At 48.7% G+C, this 16,331-nt stretch carries 21 protein-coding genes and 2 pseudogenes; 2 read left to right on the forward strand and 21 right to left on the reverse strand.

The window, feature by feature from the left end:
- From B2899_RS02275 to B2899_RS02300, 6 genes and pseudogenes are all read right to left on the reverse strand, one after another.
- A pseudogene (locus B2899_RS02275) lies at window positions 1–167 on the reverse strand (N-acetyl-alpha-D-glucosaminyl L-malate synthase BshA); the annotation flags it as partial.
- A gap of 16 nt (window positions 168–183) precedes the next feature.
- A complete protein-coding gene (gene bshB1, locus B2899_RS02280) occupies window positions 184–900 on the reverse strand; it encodes a bacillithiol biosynthesis deacetylase BshB1 (RefSeq protein WP_146809544.1) in 717 nt (238 codons plus the stop codon).
- Window positions 897–1,316, reverse strand: a complete 420-nt coding sequence (locus B2899_RS02285) for a methylglyoxal synthase (RefSeq protein ID WP_146809543.1) — start codon at window positions 1,314–1,316, stop codon at window positions 897–899. Before B2899_RS02285 ends, bshB1 begins: the two co-directional genes overlap by 4 nt.
- Window positions 1,317–1,330: 14 nt before the next feature.
- Window positions 1,331–2,131, reverse strand: coding sequence for a 4-hydroxy-tetrahydrodipicolinate reductase (gene dapB, locus B2899_RS02290; RefSeq protein WP_146809542.1), 801 nt, complete (start codon window positions 2,129–2,131; stop codon window positions 1,331–1,333).
- A gap of 2 nt (window positions 2,132–2,133) precedes the next feature.
- Window positions 2,134–2,676 carry a tetratricopeptide repeat protein gene (locus B2899_RS02295; protein ID WP_146809541.1) on the reverse strand — a complete coding sequence of 181 codons (543 nt, stop codon included), beginning with the start codon at window positions 2,674–2,676 and terminating at the stop codon, window positions 2,134–2,136.
- Window positions 2,677–2,726: 50 nt separating this feature from the next.
- Window positions 2,727–3,071, reverse strand: a complete 345-nt coding sequence (locus B2899_RS02300) for a nucleotide pyrophosphohydrolase (protein WP_286883732.1) — start codon at window positions 3,069–3,071, stop codon at window positions 2,727–2,729.
- A 123-nt stretch (window positions 3,072–3,194) separates the two neighbouring features.
- On the opposite strand from B2899_RS02300, the gene B2899_RS02305 reads away from it, so the two are divergent.
- Entirely contained in the window at window positions 3,195–4,052 is an 858-nt protein-coding gene (locus tag B2899_RS02305) for a YitT family protein (RefSeq protein WP_146809540.1), read from the forward strand.
- A 51-nt stretch (window positions 4,053–4,103) separates the two neighbouring features.
- Here B2899_RS02305 and B2899_RS02310 read toward each other — a convergent pair whose 3' ends face one another.
- The 13 genes and pseudogenes from B2899_RS02310 to B2899_RS02370 all read right to left on the reverse strand — a co-directional run bounded on the left by B2899_RS02310 (window position 4,104) and on the right by B2899_RS02370 (window position 13,982).
- A complete protein-coding gene (locus B2899_RS02310; protein ID WP_286883734.1) occupies window positions 4,104–4,946 on the reverse strand; it encodes a sporulation protein YpjB in 843 nt (280 codons plus the stop codon).
- Window positions 4,947–5,000: 54 nt separating this feature from the next.
- Window positions 5,001–5,606: a DUF1405 domain-containing protein gene (locus B2899_RS02315; protein ID WP_146809538.1), complete on the reverse strand. Its 606-nt coding sequence runs from the start codon at window positions 5,604–5,606 to the stop codon at window positions 5,001–5,003.
- A gap of 70 nt (window positions 5,607–5,676) precedes the next feature.
- Window positions 5,677–6,021 (reverse strand): c-type cytochrome, encoded by a 345-nt coding sequence (locus tag B2899_RS02320; RefSeq protein ID WP_281285998.1) that lies wholly within the window; start codon window positions 6,019–6,021, stop codon window positions 5,677–5,679.
- Window positions 6,016–6,789 (reverse strand): annotated as a pseudogene (locus tag B2899_RS02325) (c-type cytochrome); the annotation flags it as partial. The pseudogene B2899_RS02325 and the gene B2899_RS02320, both read right to left, overlap by 6 nt.
- 36 nt (window positions 6,790–6,825) lie before the next feature.
- Window positions 6,826–7,497: a menaquinol-cytochrome c reductase cytochrome b subunit gene (qcrB, locus tag B2899_RS02330; RefSeq protein ID WP_146809537.1), complete on the reverse strand. Its 672-nt coding sequence runs from the start codon at window positions 7,495–7,497 to the stop codon at window positions 6,826–6,828.
- A gap of 6 nt (window positions 7,498–7,503) precedes the next feature.
- Window positions 7,504–8,028, reverse strand: a complete 525-nt coding sequence (locus B2899_RS02335) for a ubiquinol-cytochrome c reductase iron-sulfur subunit (RefSeq protein WP_146809536.1) — start codon at window positions 8,026–8,028, stop codon at window positions 7,504–7,506.
- Between the two features lie 183 nt (window positions 8,029–8,211).
- Window positions 8,212–8,673, reverse strand: a complete 462-nt coding sequence (locus B2899_RS02340; protein ID WP_146809535.1) for a DUF2487 family protein — start codon at window positions 8,671–8,673, stop codon at window positions 8,212–8,214.
- Between the two features lie 94 nt (window positions 8,674–8,767).
- A complete protein-coding gene (locus B2899_RS02345) occupies window positions 8,768–8,971 on the reverse strand; it encodes an IDEAL domain-containing protein (RefSeq protein WP_146809534.1) in 204 nt (67 codons plus the stop codon).
- A gap of 206 nt (window positions 8,972–9,177) precedes the next feature.
- Complete coding sequence (locus B2899_RS02350) at window positions 9,178–10,275, reverse strand: hypothetical protein (RefSeq protein WP_286883739.1); 1,098 nt, start codon at window positions 10,273–10,275, stop codon at window positions 9,178–9,180.
- A 229-nt stretch (window positions 10,276–10,504) separates the two neighbouring features.
- The gene (locus B2899_RS02355) at window positions 10,505–11,587 is read right to left on the reverse strand and encodes a tetratricopeptide repeat protein (protein ID WP_286883741.1); all 1,083 of its coding nucleotides are present in this window, start codon (window positions 11,585–11,587) and stop codon (window positions 10,505–10,507) included.
- A 62-nt stretch (window positions 11,588–11,649) separates the two neighbouring features.
- Window positions 11,650–12,279, reverse strand: a complete 630-nt coding sequence (locus tag B2899_RS02360) for an anti-sigma factor family protein (protein ID WP_286883743.1) — start codon at window positions 12,277–12,279, stop codon at window positions 11,650–11,652.
- Between the two features lie 3 nt (window positions 12,280–12,282).
- A complete protein-coding gene (locus tag B2899_RS02365; RefSeq protein ID WP_146809580.1) occupies window positions 12,283–12,873 on the reverse strand; it encodes an RNA polymerase sigma factor in 591 nt (196 codons plus the stop codon).
- 74 nt (window positions 12,874–12,947) lie between these two features.
- On the reverse strand, window positions 12,948–13,982 hold the full coding sequence (locus B2899_RS02370) for a hypothetical protein (RefSeq protein ID WP_146809530.1): 1,035 nt from the start codon (window positions 13,980–13,982) through the stop codon (window positions 12,948–12,950).
- A 175-nt stretch (window positions 13,983–14,157) separates the two neighbouring features.
- Between B2899_RS02370 and B2899_RS02375 the strand changes: the two genes are divergently transcribed.
- Window positions 14,158–14,340: an aspartyl-phosphate phosphatase Spo0E family protein gene (locus B2899_RS02375; protein WP_146809529.1), complete on the forward strand. Its 183-nt coding sequence runs from the start codon at window positions 14,158–14,160 to the stop codon at window positions 14,338–14,340.
- 293 nt (window positions 14,341–14,633) lie between these two features.
- Here B2899_RS02375 and aroA read toward each other — a convergent pair whose 3' ends face one another.
- The gene (gene aroA, locus B2899_RS02380; protein WP_146809528.1) at window positions 14,634–15,917 is read right to left on the reverse strand and encodes a 3-phosphoshikimate 1-carboxyvinyltransferase; all 1,284 of its coding nucleotides are present in this window, start codon (window positions 15,915–15,917) and stop codon (window positions 14,634–14,636) included.
- 14 nt (window positions 15,918–15,931) lie between these two features.
- The coding region (locus B2899_RS02385) for an ACT domain-containing protein (protein WP_286883748.1) at window positions 15,932–16,331 on the reverse strand (400 nt) is incomplete at its 5' end.

Consider the following 16,331-nt stretch of genomic DNA (forward strand, 5'->3'; position numbering starts at 1 on the left):
TCCACTTCATGAAAATAAATATTGCGATAATACTTGCCAAGACGAAACGGCATGCCGGATGTGATAAAATGCACCGTATGCCCCCGCTCGGCCAGCAGTTTGCCCAATTCAGTTGCCACAACACCCGAGCCCCCCACAGAAGGGTAACATGTAATTCCGATTTTCATCGCTCGCTCCCTCTCATCATAGGAAGTCCCTTAATAATAGCGGCGTATGGCTGACAAACCCTTCGGCATAAGCTACGCCGGCAGATTGGCCAAATACATATTCTCTTGCACGCACCCGCTCCAGATATCCTTCGGTCAGCGGTGTTACCACCGAGCCGGCTTCTTTTTCAAACTGCGAGCGGTAAGCGCCGAGCGCTGCCATTTTCACTTCCATCTCTTCACTAATATCAATCAAAAATTGCGGTTCAGTCTGCCCGTTAATGAAATAAGCAAGCACATGCTCACACTTATGTGCAGGCAAACTCTCCTGCCCGTCCGTCTCATATTTACGAATACGCGCGTTAAATACAGCTTCCCGGACCAGCACGCTGCACATACCGTGATCCGGATGCCGATCTTCCCAGAACGGCATCAACACGATACGGGGGCGGTACAGTCGAATGACATGGGTGATAGCCCGAATTTGGTCCGGCACAGGAGCAAGGCCTCGGTCCGGCAGCCCGAGATTTACCCGCACAGAGAGATCAAGCAGACGGGATGCCTCTGCCGCCTCCTGCTGGCGCCGCTCCACCGATCCGTTAGAAGAAAGCTCGGCATATGTCAAATCGCAAATCCCGGTGCGCTTTCCCTGGCTTGCCCACTTGCGCAGCAATCCTCCGGCACCGATTTCCACATCGTCCGGATGTGCGCCAAACGCCAGCGCATGTAACGGTTCCGGCTGCCTCTCCGTCATGTACAATCCTCTCCTTTGTATTTATGAACGATCTCCCGCCATGAAAAATTTCCCTGCTCGAGCGCATGAATCAGCATTTCCGCCGTCGCAATGTTAGTGGCAAGCGGAATACTGTGGACATCGCATAGCCGAAGCAGTGCGGTTACGTCCGGCTCATGCGGCTGTGCGGTCAGCGGGTCGCGCAGGAAGATAACAAGATCCATCTCATCCTGCGCAATCAGTGCCCCGATTTGCTGATCGCCGCCCATCGGTCCGGACAGCACCCGATGAATGGAAAGCCCGGTCGCTTCCATAATTCTCGTTCCTGTTGTACCGGTTGCATACACCTTATGCTTGGCCAGTGTATCACGGTAGGCAATTGTAAAGTTGACCATCTCATTTTTCTTATTGTCATGGGAGATCAATGCAATATTCATCCAGTTTCCCCCTTTTACACCATAATATTTTCCAGACCGTAAATTAGACCTTTATGCTCCATGACCTTCTTAATTGCCAAATTTACGCCTGGCATAAACGACTCGCGGTTAATGGAATCATGACGGATGGTCAAAGTTTGCCCCACCGCGCCAAAGATTACTTCCTGATGCGCTACAAGACCAGGCAACCTAACGCTGTGAATGCGAAATCCACCATAATAACCTCCGCGTGCACCTTCTATCGTTTCTTTTTCTTCCGGGTGCCCCTGCTTCATTTCGCTGCGTGCCGCCTGAATCATTTCCGCTGTCTTGACTGCCGTGCCGGACGGCGCGTCCAACTTCTGATCGTGGTGCTGTTCGATGATTTCGACATGCGGCATATACTTAGCCGCCTCCTGGGCGAATTTCATCATTAATACGGCACCGATCGCAAAATTAGGGGCGATAATGCCGCCGATGCCTTGCTCGCGACACAAAGCGTCCAGCTCTTCAATATCTTCCGGTGTAAATCCGGTTGTGCCGACCACCGGGCGTACCCCTTCCTCAATGGCTATCTGCATGTTTTGCTTCACCACATGCGGCGTTGTGAAATCAACCAGCACATCAGGCCGGTACGTCTCCAGGGCTTGTCTTATGTCCGATACAAAAGGAGCCGACAAGTTGCCCAACCCAAGGAACGCGCCTACATCCTCCCCGTTGTATTTTGGATCAATGCCGCAGACGAATTGCAACATTTCGTCCTTGCTTATCATTTTTACCGCTTCCGAGCCCATTCGACCGCGTGGGCCGGCTACTGCCACACGAATTTTTTCCATTGTTATGTCTCCCCCTTCTTCTTTTTTTTCTCCAGCAACACCTGTTCCCGACACCTCGCCAGCAGAACTCTGGCCTCCAGAAAATTCGGGGCAAGGCGTACGGCTTGACGGGCCGCTTTGCGGGCTTGAATGTACTGACCGCGCAAAAAGTAAACTTGGGCGGCCACATAATGCGCCTGCATATACAGCGGATCAAGCTCTACGGCCCTTTCAATAAGCACAAGCGCTTGTTCTATGCTCCCCTTCTCCAAACATTGCACCGCTTCCTCTGTATATCTCCGGCAGTTCAGACGCTGATGCTGCATAATAAATTTTTCATTCTTAGGCTCCAACACCAGCGCTTTCTCAATTGTCTGTATGGCCAGATCGAGCTGTTGGTTCCGAGCGTAGGTAATGGAGAGCTTAAAATAATATGACGCATTGGTCGGATCGCATTGGATGGCCTTTTCGAATGCGCATACTGCACGTGCAAAGTCGTTAGCGAACAATGCGCGGTACGCTTCCTTTATATGTTGCTTTCCCGCCTGTTTTTTTTCTGTATCCATTGGCTTACACCTCGTTTTGGCCTATGGTATACAGTATATGTACTATTCATTTACTCGGTGTCAATCTTTGTCCACCGGTCTTTGTCGCGCGTATTAAACTTATGCATCATGGCATGAAACGCTTCCTCTAAGTCAATATTAAGAGAATTAGCGAAGCAAATAAGGATAAAAAGGCAATCTGCCAGCTCCATATCAATCGTATTCTCAGCTTCGTCTCTCCGTTTCGGCTTCTCGCCGTAATAATGGTTGATTTCACGTGCCAGTTCACCCGCCTCTTCTGTCAACCGGGCCATAAGCGCAAGCGGCGAAAAATACCCTTCTTTGAATTGACTGATGTATTCATCGACAATGCGCTGCATGTCGGCAATCGTCATCGGTTGCTTCTCGTCCGGCATATCGTTCCCTCCTTTGCAGCAGTATATTTGCTATGTATTTCTTATGTTACCGCAGAGGTGGAAGATTGACAAATTTATAGGTATAATATCCATGGATCTAGCACTTATAATGGGAGGACATTCATGAATTATCATGTGCGCAACATTTTTGCGATTCTTCTTGGTTCCGCAATTATGGGGTTCGGCATTAATTATTTCAATATCGCCAATCGTCTGGCCGAAGGCGGGATTACCGGGATTACACTGCTTTTGAAATATACGCTCGATTGGGACCCTGGCATAACGAACCTGGCACTTAACATTCCGCTATTGTTTATCGGATGGAAGCTGCTTGGACGACAGTCGGCCATTTATACGATTATTGGTACGGTCGCCGTATCATTTTTTTTAACGATATTTTCTTCATTCCGTCATCCGATGGAGAATGATACGCTGCTGGCAGCACTCTACGCCGGTGTCACGGTAGGTCTTGGACTTGGTCTGGTATTCCGCTTCGGCGGAACAACCGGGGGAGTCGATATTTTAGCTCGATTGGTGAATAAGTATGCAGGCTGGAGTATCGGCCGTACGATGTTTATTTTCGATATCTTCGTTATCGGGTTATCATTATACTATTTGAATCTGGATCTGGCTATGTACACACTGGTTGCACTGTTTGTAGCAGCACGCGTCATCGACTTCGTTCAGGAGGGCGCGTATGCAGCTAAAGCAATTATGATTATTTCCGACCATGCGGTGGATATCTCGCAGCGTATTATGCAGGAGATGGGACGCGGCGCGACCCTGTTAAAAGGGCGAGGCGGTTATACGGGACTCGATAAAGAAGTGCTATATTGCGTGGTCAGCCGCAATGAAATCGTCCGTTTCAAAAACCTCGTTCATAGTGCCGATCCGCACGCCTTCATTATTATTAACGACGTGCATGAGGTCTTCGGAGAGGGCTTTACACTCGATGAGCAAAAACAGCCGCTGCAGAAGTAGGCGAAGATAGGGAAGAGACCGGGTGAAAAATGTTTTACCCGGTCTCTTCTTTTATGGCTCTCTTCGTTTTCGCTTCTTTGCACTCTGCTCCGCTTTATACTTTTTCCACCCCACATACCCAAGTGAGGTCAAGACGACGGAAGCGAAGAGCGCAATAATGAGGAGCGGAGACTCAGGTGGCATGCCTGGCGCGAAGGTAGATTGATCTTCTCCGATGAAAATGGCATCCACTAAGCGGTTCAATTCAGTAAGCGCATTGGTAATGGCGTCCCAATTATACTCGACTTTTCGCGTCTCCTGCAGCAAGAAGCTATAAAGCGAAGACAGCATCTCCAATTGCTGCGAGGAAGCGGCGACTGTAATTGCCGGTTTTAGTGTCTGGTACAGCTGCAGATTCTGCACAAACGCGCGTGAGAATTCGGCCTGTTTACGTCCGGCCGAAAGCAACATCATCTTGTTGATATGTTCCTGATACGAATTATAGTAATTCTTCCAGAGCGGCTGCTTCTCGTGTGTAAGACTATCAATGGCCAGGCGTACCTGCAATGCATGCCAAAGCAGGCGATTAGGCTCAGCCTCAACCGCCGCAAACGCCCGTTTCGCTTTGACAATGGTATCCGACAGCGCATTCACCGCTTCAATCGACAGCCCCTTGGGCGGCTTCGTTCCGGCGAACAATATACCCAGCTCTGCCAGCTTCTTCTTTGCCTCTCCATACTTGGCTTCCTTGGTCAATTGGTATACATCCTGCGACAGAACATCCATCTTCTGATATACTGACATGGTCTGCTCCGGTACTCTTGCGGAGAAGACGCGCTTATCCAGCACGGACCATCCTGTATAAAGAACTGCGCAGAGGAAAACAACACTTAATAGAACAATGAATTTTTTCACGACTCGTCCTCCTCCTCTTACCACATATGTATGAAGAAGAGGACAAGGATATGTTTATGATCTTTTTCTTCTCCGAAAGAACCGGACAAGAGCATAGATAAGCCATAAGCTGAATAAGCTTAACCCCAGCGTTGCCCATCCTACAATGTGATCATAGGGCTCCAGCTCGTCCGCCAACCACGGATGAATGTCCAGTGTATAATCCAGTAAATCGCCCAGCAGCGTCCAGGCGGCCACATAAAAAATGTGACGCAGCTGCAATGTGTAGAAGCGCGCATACAACAGGGACTCCAACGCCATGCCGCCATGTGAGAACATTAGCATATAGTGCTGCCAATTCAACTCATCTCCCACAGCCGCTCCCGCCAGAATTACCGCAACTGCCCATACCCCATACTTAAAGTTCGTAACCGCCGCAAACGCCTCCAGTGCAGGTACACTGCGTCCGACAAGCAGTGTAATCAATACCAGTGTAAAGAGCGTACTCGCGGTCGGACTATCCGGCACGAAAACACGTAAAAAAGCAGGTGAAGTCATTTCTAGCTGATAGGCATACCAGACAAATCCGTACACGGACCCCAATCCGTTAATAATAATCATCGTCCAGAGAAACCACGGGGCACGCAGGGAAGCGATAAACCAGCTCCATAATGTTGTCATACCGTATTCATCCTTTTTTCATGATTTTCACAGAAAAAGCCAGACGTTCATCCGTCTGGCTTTTCACTCATTACTTCACCGTTTTCAAATACTCGATCATCGAGCTCATTTGCTGATCGGACCAGGACGCACCCAGCGGAGGCATCCCACCGCGTCCGTTCTTCAGAACATCCGCTACTCCCTCCGGCTTCAGCTTATCAACAACGCCAGCCAGACTCGGGCCCGTGCCGCCCTTCAAATCCTGGCCATGGCAAGCCATACATTGATTTGCCATCGTCTTGCCTTCTTCAGCCGTTCCCCCGGTTGGAGCCGCTGCGCTTTCGCCGCCTTTATTCGCGTCTCCGCCTTCCGGCTTCTTCTCCTCAGCAGGAGCAGCAGCACCGCCAGCCGCTGTACCTTTGCCGTCGCCTTTCAGGCTGGCAAGATATTTAACAAGCTGGTCAAGCTCTTCCGGAGAGCCATTGAACATGCCCTTCGGCATTGCGCCGCGTCCGTTCATGATAACTTCATGAATTTGTTTTTCATCAAGACGGCTTCCCACGTTCCACAATGCAGGCCCGCTTCCGCCTTCCATATTCGCACCATGACATCCCTGACAGCTTGCCTGCTTCGTCCAGATTGCATCCGGTTTGAAATCAGCCGGCGGTTTGGCCGCCGCTTCGCCACCAGCGCCTGCAGCCGGTTTCGGATGCAGACGGTTGTGTTCATCAATCGCAGCCCACGTAAGATAGAAGATACTTACGAGTGCGAGAAGCATAAGACCTGTCGCTACCGGACGTTTCGACGGCTTGCGCTCCGGTGACGTATCCAGCCATGGAGCCAAGAGCAGCGCGCCAAACGCGATACCCGGCACAACCACTACCCCGAATACAACCCACTGGCCGGATTGCCACGGATATTTCAGCAATTGGTACAAGAACAAGAAATACCAGTCTGGAAGCGGTATATACGATGCGTTGTTCGGGTCCGCTTTCGCTTCCAGCGGCGATGGATGGCTGATAGTAAGAATAAGGAAAGCGATTAAGACAACCGCGGCAACCATCCATTCTTTCAATAAGAAATTCGGCCAAAACGCTTCGGATTTGCCCGGAAATTCTGAATAAGACGGAGCGATGTTCGGCATTCGTTTCGCGGGTACGCGCGAGTCGCCGACATACTCTATCGTCTTGTCATGCTTAGCCATTGAATTACCCCCCTTGTCAATGGATCGAACTCCATCTTATAGCGGTCCAGAGATTCCCTGTCTCCGAATCATAATAAAGTGTGCGCCCAGAAGACCAAGCAGCGCGCCAGGCAGGAAGAATACGTGGATTGCAAAGAAACGTGCGAGCGTTTCGGCCCCGACAATCGGTCCACCCTGAAGCAGCGTTTTAATAAAGCCGCCGATCAGCGGAACTTGCTCCGCAATTTGAATGCCTACCTTCGTAGCGAAGTATGCTTTGTTGTCCCATGGAAGCAGATACCCTGTGAAGCCCAGTCCAAGCATGACGAAGAAAATTAACATCCCAACAACCCAGTTCAATTCACGCGGACGCTTATAGGCTCCTTGGAAGAACACCCGTAATGTATGTAAGAACATCATTACGATTACCAGACTCGCACCCCAATGGTGCATACCCCGAACGATAACCCCAAAAGCCACTTCGTTCTGTAAGTATTTCACGGATTCATACGCGTTAATAATGTCCGGAACATAATACATGGTCAGGAACATACCGGACAAAATCTGAATAACGGTAATAAAGAAAGTAAGTCCACCAAAACAGTAAACAAACGCCGAAAAATGGTGGGCCGGGTTTACGTGTTCGGGCACTTCATGGTCCGCAATGTCACGCCACATCGGGGTAACATTCAGACGCTCATCGACCCAATCGTACATTTTGCGGATCATGTTACACTATGCCCCCTCTGCAATCTTGTTTGGCTTAACCTCACCGAGCAGTACTTTACCGTCTTTAATTTCGACCTCGTACTGATCAAGCGGCTTCATTGGCGGTGTACCCGGAACATTCTTTCCATTCTTCTCGTAGCGTCCCAAGTGACAGGGACAGAAGAATTCGTTTTTGTGCTTTTCATCCCCATTCCAGTTCACCGTACAGCCCAAATGCTTGCAGATTGGTGAAAGCGCAATCACTTCATCGCCCTGCTTGTACACCCAAGCTGTTAAAGGAGTTTCCTGTTCGCCGGTCCACACATCTTTAATCTTCTTTTTAAAGCTGATGCTTTTCGGCTCTTCAGTAATCTCGCTTAAGCTCGCTACGGGAACTTTGTCACCGGCTGCATCTGCTTTCTGCAGGGCCGGATCGATTGCGAACCTAACCATCGGCGCTAACATCCCAGCTGCCAAAAACCCGCCGACTCCAGTAAGACAATAGTTGAGGAATTGCCTTCTGGATACCCCTTTGTTGTTACGTTCACTCATGCTCTCTAACCTCCTATCCTTATGATAACGTCCGCACGGACAGAAGCATTACTACACATCTTTACTAGGACATAACCATCATAATGGAAGGGTTATATACTGTCAAGAATTTGCAACGTAGGAAACACTGTAGTTTCCTGTGCCTTTCTTCTTATTGTTATATATTTTGTCACAATTTATCCTTTAATTATTCTGCCAGAGTGCAATGCAGCGCTTTACAATGCGGTTGCTTTCGCTCAAAGCTTTTTCGAGGAAAGCCTTCGTATCCGCTTTCTCTTCCGGCGGATCAGAAACAAGGTAGGTTTCGATTCCCCTTTTTGTAAGTTCTATAGACACAGTGTTATCATTCGTAACTACTATACAATGAGTGAAGCGCCGTGAAAGCGCCTGGATATTTTGTTGGATAAACATATAAGAAATTTCTTCATCTGCTTCCTTTGTAAGCGCTACACATAAGGGTTGGAATAAAAATAAACGGCCCGTCAACTGTCTTTCCGCATAGCCGCATACTCTCTCCAGCCAGAATTGATTTTTAATCCAGCTCTCGTCCCATTCTTCTCCAGATACGCATACGGGATACAGGAGCGTATCCACATATTCCTGCATCGCAATGATCTGTTCCATGTCCTCCGCTTTCCAGCGCATATTTCTTCCCTCTTTCCTTTTACTATTCAGGTTCTCAAAAAGCAAAAAACCCGGAATTTCCGGGTTTTAGCTTACCATATCTTTTTTCGTTGCGCTACTTGACCGCTTTCGTTCCGAGCACTTCTTTAAGCTCGCTAGTCAATGTCTTGAATCTGCTCTTGTCACCTGCTTCTAACGCTTCATCAATATGCTTATAAAGATTTTCAATTCGATATTTACGGATGGCTTCATCTAAAATCATTTCGGCCATAAGGCTAAGTGTCGAAGGATTTACAATGTTTTGCTTTTGCTTTTCCATTTGTTTTCCCTCCATTCGATAGTACCGCTTTGCTTCTTTTTTGTATGCATGCTTGATTAACGAGCGGCCTATGTGACCAACTGCATAGTTGTTTAAATATTCAGAATTAACTATCTTTAATGTTATCTCACTCCTTGAGCCGGAAGAGAATCAGTTTCTATTACTTCATCATATTCTCGTCCGTGGGATGTGTGATGTGTCCTTAACTATTTACAATGTTGTGTCCTATTTAATAAAGATTTACCCCAGTTTGTTACCAGATAAACAGGGGAATCTGCGGTAACCATTCCGCGGCTTAGGATTCCCAGATATACCATCATAGATAGTAGACGGCGGCGAACCACCTCTTCTTCAGTGTCATAATAAAAAGGACACACCCAATTTTGCAGCGCATGAACAAGGCTTTCTTCATCAAGCCATTCCGGTTCACAGATAGAGACAATGAACATCCACAGACTTTCAATTGCAGGGATCGCTTTTTTGTAAGATAGCAGCCAAAACGTTACGAGACTGTTCGCTCTTTCTTCTTTCTCCCACTCTTGCGCCAATGCCTGCCTCATTCCTTCTTCCGTCAGCGTTAGCCCTTCTGCCCTTTCCCTTAACCATTGCTGATGATACGTATAGTCATACAACAACGCAAGACGGTCCGGATAATTCCGGAATCTTCGTCCGTATCCAAAACGCCACTCTTTGCCATCGACCGGGTTCTCACGCACGGCCATCAAATCCATCAGTTTCTGCTGCTGCCTGCGGTACATAACTCCTTCTTTGGACAACGGTACGCGATTCGTCTGCACAAAACGAAGCAATTGCTGTACATCATGTGCCATAACATACGTGTCGTCGCGGTATACATCGGGCTTCGTATAATTACCATATGCAGCATCACGCACTTCTTTAACAAAAATATCCCGCCACCGCCGCTGCAAATCGCTCGGGATCGCATACACGGTTGAATGGGGCTTCTGCATGCGGAACAGCCACCCGCACTTAAGCACTCGCTCTACCAATCGCTCGTGTTCATCATGCTGTATATCTTCTTTAAACGATTTTCTCGCCCGGCTCAACAGCGCTTCACGCGAATATTCCTTTCGCGCCTCGAATATCAAAGAAAGCAAGAACCGCTTCTCTTCCCATGTCAGCTTCTCCTGCATCTCCCGGCAAAAGGGAAGGGAAGTCAAACGATTATGCAGATTTTGTATCAGGTCGTGTTTTGAATGGAGATTGCACGTAAGCCCGCAAGAGGTGGCGAGTTGACGCAATTGTCGGATATCGGCGTATACAAGCGTATCAGCAAGATTCACGCGAATTGCCCCTTTCTTAGGCGATACTGTTACCTGTCAGTATTGACCGAAAGAAAAGTAACGTATACTTAAGAGCTAGAAAAAAGTATAGAAGGAGAAGGGAAGATATCAAGGGCGAAAAGGCGACTGGCTTTTTTTCATCAAGTCGAACCTCTAACTTCCCCGCTTCCGATTCTAAAAAACCACAGGCACCTGAATTCCAGGTACCTGTGGCTTATTCGCTTACTATTCAATGCCGCATTAAATTTTGGCAACGCTGCTGGGCGTCGGCCACTACTTCGCCTCCGTCCAACGCCTGCTCGTAGTAAGCGAGAGCATCTTCCGTCTCCCCTCTCGCTTCCGCAAGCCGACCCTGCCAGTACCAATATATCGGGTCATCTTCGTCCAGATTTCGCAGCCGCGCAATTCCTGCTTCAGCTTCTTTCCATTTACCAAGCTCAATGCAAAAGCCAAGGTAGCCGGGCAGGAGCTTTTCTTCTTCAATATGCAGCGACAACGCCCGCTGGTAGATTACCAGGGCCTGCTCATGCATATCTAACTTCCATAATGCTTCAGCGAGCAGTGGATAGGCGGCTATGTAATCCGCATCCGCTTCGATAAGGCGCGCCAAATGGCGTACAGCCCGCTGCCAATCGCCGATTTGATAGGCAGTCATGCCTGCCCCGTATAAGGCTTCCGTATCGCTATCATCTTCTCCAAGCTTCTCATACAATGTAAGAGCGGCTTCGAAATCTCCCTGCCGGGCCGCCAGACGGGCGCGTTCATGCAAGATCGGCGCTTCTTCTTCAAATCCTTCGAGCATCTGCCATTTCTCCATTGCACGCTCGCTCTCCCCCTGTTCCGCATACAGTTTGCCCAGCAAATACTGAATTTCTTCATTATTCGGTTCCATTTCGATGGCCTGCTCGAAATAGCGAATCGCCACCTCTTCAAGTCCTTCAATAAGAAACAGCTCTCCCAGCAGCGCATAGACGCGGTAATCGTCCGTTCCAGTTTCTTTGATAGTAAGCAGCGTGTCCATCGCTTCCTGCAATCTATCCAAATCAATATAAAGCGAAGCCCGGTATACGTTCATCTCCTGCTGTATCTCATTGCCCCATTCCTTCTGGTCCTTCTCCATCTCCTCTAAAATTTCAAGCGCCGCATCATGATGTCCTAACTCGTGATAAATATTGACAAGCTGTAATCCAAGCACCGGATCATCCGTTTGGTGTTTCCGAACGGATGCAAGCGTCTCCAGGCCCCCTTGGATATCTCCTGCTTCCAATAAAGCGATGGCTCTGTCCAACTGCGTTTGCCATTGTTGCTTCATGAAAAAACCTCCCTGTTGCTGTTCACCCTCCGGCAAAAAGAAAAACCGTCCGGAACGAACGGTCAGCCTGCATGTTTCTTTAAGCGTGAAAGCCAACTCATACTAACCACACTAATCAGTATACCAAACAATGCCGAGAGCAAGCCATAGTGAACACGCGACGGCTGCTCCGGCGGCAAACTGTATGAAATGGGGTTCGTGGCGCTGGCAACAATGCCATATTGAGTTGTTCGAATATTATTCGCATCATTCGGCGAAAAACGCAGCGCTTCCGCCGAGACGACGATATCAGTAGCCGTATCGGCCGGTGTCGGGTTCATGACTTCATTCAACTGCCTGCCTAACATAAAAATAGGCAAAAAACAGGCAAACAGCAGGGCAACCGCCAGACCGGTAATCCAGCGTCGCATGGGCTGCGGAATTTCGCGCGCTCGTTCCGGAGCAGGGGCAGCCCATTTATTCTCTTCAAGAATTCGATTCATCACTCTATCAGAAACCGTCAAATGCTCATACCTCGCAGGCAAGACGGGTGAATGAAGAAGAGCCTGCTGGGTCGAATCTATGTAAAATGCATGCTCTTCCTGACAGGCTTCACAGTCCTCAAGGTGCTTTTCCACTTCTTCCTCCACTGTTAAAGGCAGCTTGCCTTCCGTATAGTCTGCAAGCAGCCGCTGAACTGTCTTACAGTCCATCGGTTACCCCATTCCTTCCGCTTCATCGAACGAAGCATCAAGCATATACGGTTCAAGCTGCTGTTTAATGCTGTGGCGAGCACGGAATAAAAGCGACTTTACGGAACTGACCGTCGAATCGAGAATAACAGCAATTTCTTTATAATCAAGCTGTTCATATTCCCGCAGGACAAGGGCGGTGCGCTGTTTTTCTGGAAGCTTGTTAATCGCCTGGCGTACAAGATGAACTCGTTCGATGCGCAGCAGTTCCTGCTCCGGCAGCCTATCAACAGAAATGCGTGCCGGTTGCTGCTTGCTATCTTCGAGATAAACTTCCGAGTTCCGGCTCTTTCGTAATTCGCTCAGCACGGTATTGCGGGCAATGGTATAAAGCCAGGTGGAGAAAGATGCTTCCGCATCCCGGAACGACTGGAGACTGCGGAACGCTTTATAGAACGTTTCCTGTGCTAAATCCTCCGCCATATCTTCCATATGGTAGCTTTTGAGCATGTGCAGAATAAAAGCAAGAATCCTTCGTTCGTATCGGTTGATTAATTCTGCATAACACTCTACCCGCCCGTCTTTAATTTCGCGAATTAACTGAGAATCAGTGATTAACATCCGTTACCCCCTCGTTGACTCCTGCTCTCTTCCGCGCCGGGCGTTTCTGTCTTATTACAGCCAGACATTCAGAGAGCTGTATTACATGTATTTGCATCTTTTTCTGTAAAAAGTAAGTATTTGTTTCTTCTTCCTTTTGTATAGACGAAGGAAGGGGTCCAAAAAGTTGCAGGGTTTCCAAAAAAGTTTTTAGGGATAAGAAAAAAGTCGGCTTCCGAGCCCGCTACAAGCGCACCTTTCTGCGGATAAGCGCCAAACAGCCTCGCCGGCAAGCGGGAGCCAACCTCTACCATGCGGCGCAGCATCCGCTCATCTATCCCGGACGATGGAAAATTTGCAGCGGATAGTGCAAGCTCTCCAAATTGCTTTCTATCATAGACCACCGGGCAGTCCCTATTGACTTCCCATGTGATATACGCACCGTATGGGCTTTTATTATTGCAAACGACCTTTACAATCTCCGGGTGTTCATCCAATATAAGTGGTATTCCACGATATTCCAGCATGGAAACAACCTGCGGCAGATTATCCGTAAGCCACCGCTTTCTCTCTCGCAGCGTGCATTCTCGCGCAAATGACAGTTTAACGGAGAGCCGATAGCGGGAGAAGCCCATTAAAAGCAGCGACCAAAACGATGCGGAAAGCGAATTTTCCGGAAGTAAAATCATCTCCATCATAGGAATACGGTGGGTAAGCACGGCGCGGATTACCGTTTCATTCACCGAACGATATGGCACACGCAGACGCACCCGATGCGTAAGACGACTGTTATGATGCATGGCCAATTCATAGCCAAGAACCGTTCGCCAGGCCGACGTATGGAGCATGGTCAGATCGTCCACATACGCGGTATAACCGTTTTTGAACCATTGCTCCTGTATCGTTTTAAATTCCGATAGGCTTGTCCTGTTGCTGCCAAGCGAAGTGCCGAAACGAAAAAAACCCGGCAGCATATAATAATCGCTCCCGTCTATCTCTTTTATCGGTCCTTTTTTGGGAATATGTTCATGGATATAATGAATTATTTCTTCCTTAATCCAAACGTCAGCTACAAAACAGCGTTCCGGGTTAACCAGGGTCGCGCCCCGCACAATCACTTCCATCCTATCGCCCTCCTTTTTACATGCATATGTGAGGTCGAAAAAAACATGCGCAGAAAAATAATATGTTAAAATTTGTCGATTAATTAGGTCTTTTCTGGAATTCTTTAGCGTACTACAATGGAACATGTAGATGAGGAATATGACTGGTCATGTGATCGTATAAGGAGGAGTGGCTGTGGAAGAGACAAGATTAATTCAATTAATCACAGAAAAAAGGCGTTCAATGCACTCTCTTTATATACAGGCCAACAAGAATCTGCGCGATGAGAAAGTGCTTGCGGCAAGCAAGGAAGTCGACCATTTGATTAACACGATTATGAAGCAGCGGATGTCAACACGCGATAAAGTTCACTGTTAAAAAACGATGAACCCGGAATGATTCAAGTCATTTCCGGGTTCGCTTCGCTTTTATCGTAGATTGAAAGATTTTTTGATGGAAAAGAGTAAGAAAAACTCGCGGGCGTTTTTCCTCGCTTACACTTTCCTATATTCCTATACAAAAAAAAAGCCGCCCCGGCACGTTACGCGAAGCGGTATGGAAAATTCCCATATATGGATAGGAGTGGAGAGAAACCATACTATGAATTTCATTATATAGTCTCTCTATGAAAAGTCAATATTTTATTCAGACTTATTTTATTTTTTAACGATTTATTCGCTAATTTGTCGTAAGGTTGTAAAAAACCCTGGAAACGAGACGTTTATCGAATCTGCGTTTTGTATTATCGTTTCACCGGAAGCCGCCAAACCTGCTATAGCCGCCGCCATACCGATACGATGGTCTCCATGGCTGTCGCACACGGCACCGCGAAGCGGCGTCCTGCCGTAGACAATCATCCCATCCTCAGTCGGCTCAATGCGAGCGCCCATCTTGCTGAGTTCCGCCACTATCGTATCAATTCGATTGGTTTCCTTTACCTTTAGCTCTGCCGCATCTTTAATAACGGTTGTGCCCTCCGCCTGTGTAGCAAGAACCGCAATAACGGGAATTTCATCGATCAGGCGCGGGATGATCGCTCCGCCAATTTCGATGCCCTTGAGCGGGGCATATTTCACTTCGATATCGGCTACAGGTTCGCCATTTACTTCCCGCTCGTTATCAAGCGTCAAATCGGCGCCCATCTCTCTTAATACATCGATAATGCCGGAGCGGGTGGGATTTACGCCCACATTCCGCACGACAATATGACTTCCCGGAATGATCACTGCTGCGACCAGTGGAAATGCCGCCGAGGAAATATCGCCCGGTACCTGGATGTGGCCTGGAGATTGCAGAGACTGCCCACCGCGCACGCGTACGCCTCCGTTGAAAGACTCGACATCTACGCCGAATGAGCGCAGCATCCGCTCCGTATGATCGCGCGATACCTCCGGCTCATACACCGTCGTCTCTCCTTCCGCCGCAAGACCGGCGAGCAGTACGGCAGACTTGACCTGTGCACTGCTGACCGGCGATCGGTATTCGATGCCTGTAAGCTTACCGCCGCGCACCGAGAGCGGAGTATATTCTCCGTTGTTCCGTCCTGCGATATCTGCGCCCATCCGGCGCAGCGGACCTGTTACCCGCTTCATCGGTCTTCTTGCAATCGACTCGTCGCCAATCAGTACGCTGTGAAACGGCTGAGTCGAAAGAATGCCCATCATCAACCGAATCGTGGTACCGGAGTTGCCAATATCGAGAATCTCAGACGGCTCCGTCAGGCCATACCATCCTTTGCCCTCTACCCGTACCCGGTCTCCTTCCTGCTCAATCGTGATTCCGAGCTTGCGGAAGCAGGAGATTGTACTCAAACAATCAGCACCCGGAAGGAATCCTTCGATCGTAGTCGTCCCTTCGGCGAGCGCGCTGAACATTACGGCACGGTGTGAAATCGATTTATCACCGGGGACCGTAATGTCTCCCCGCACTTGCTTTATCCCTTGAATCGTCGTCATTTTATAAGCACCTCCTACTCACGCTCGTATACGCCGTAGCCTTTTTCTTGCAGAACACGGCTCGCCTGTTCCATATCTTCGTGACTGCGGAATGAAATGCGCAGGACGCCGAGAATATCTTCGCGCGTCTCCAATATGCTAATGTTCGTAATGCTAATATTTTCCTGACCCAAAAGAGTCGTAATACGACCAATAACCCCTGGCTCGTCCGGAATGTCCACATAGAGGTCAAAGTACGGCTGCAAGGCGCCTTTCTTCTTCTCCGGCAATCCGTCACGGAAAGCACGAGCCTCTGCGAAGAATCGCTCGATACCTTTTCCGTCCGCTTTTTCAATCAGCTCGGAGATTTGATCTAGTATCTGTTTCCAATCTTCCGCCAGCTTCTTCATTACCGGGCGGTTGTTCAGCAGGATA

This window comes from Aneurinibacillus sp. UBA3580, assembly GCF_002375825.1.
GTDB classification, from domain to species: Bacteria; Bacillota; Bacilli; order Aneurinibacillales; family Aneurinibacillaceae; genus Aneurinibacillus; species Aneurinibacillus danicus.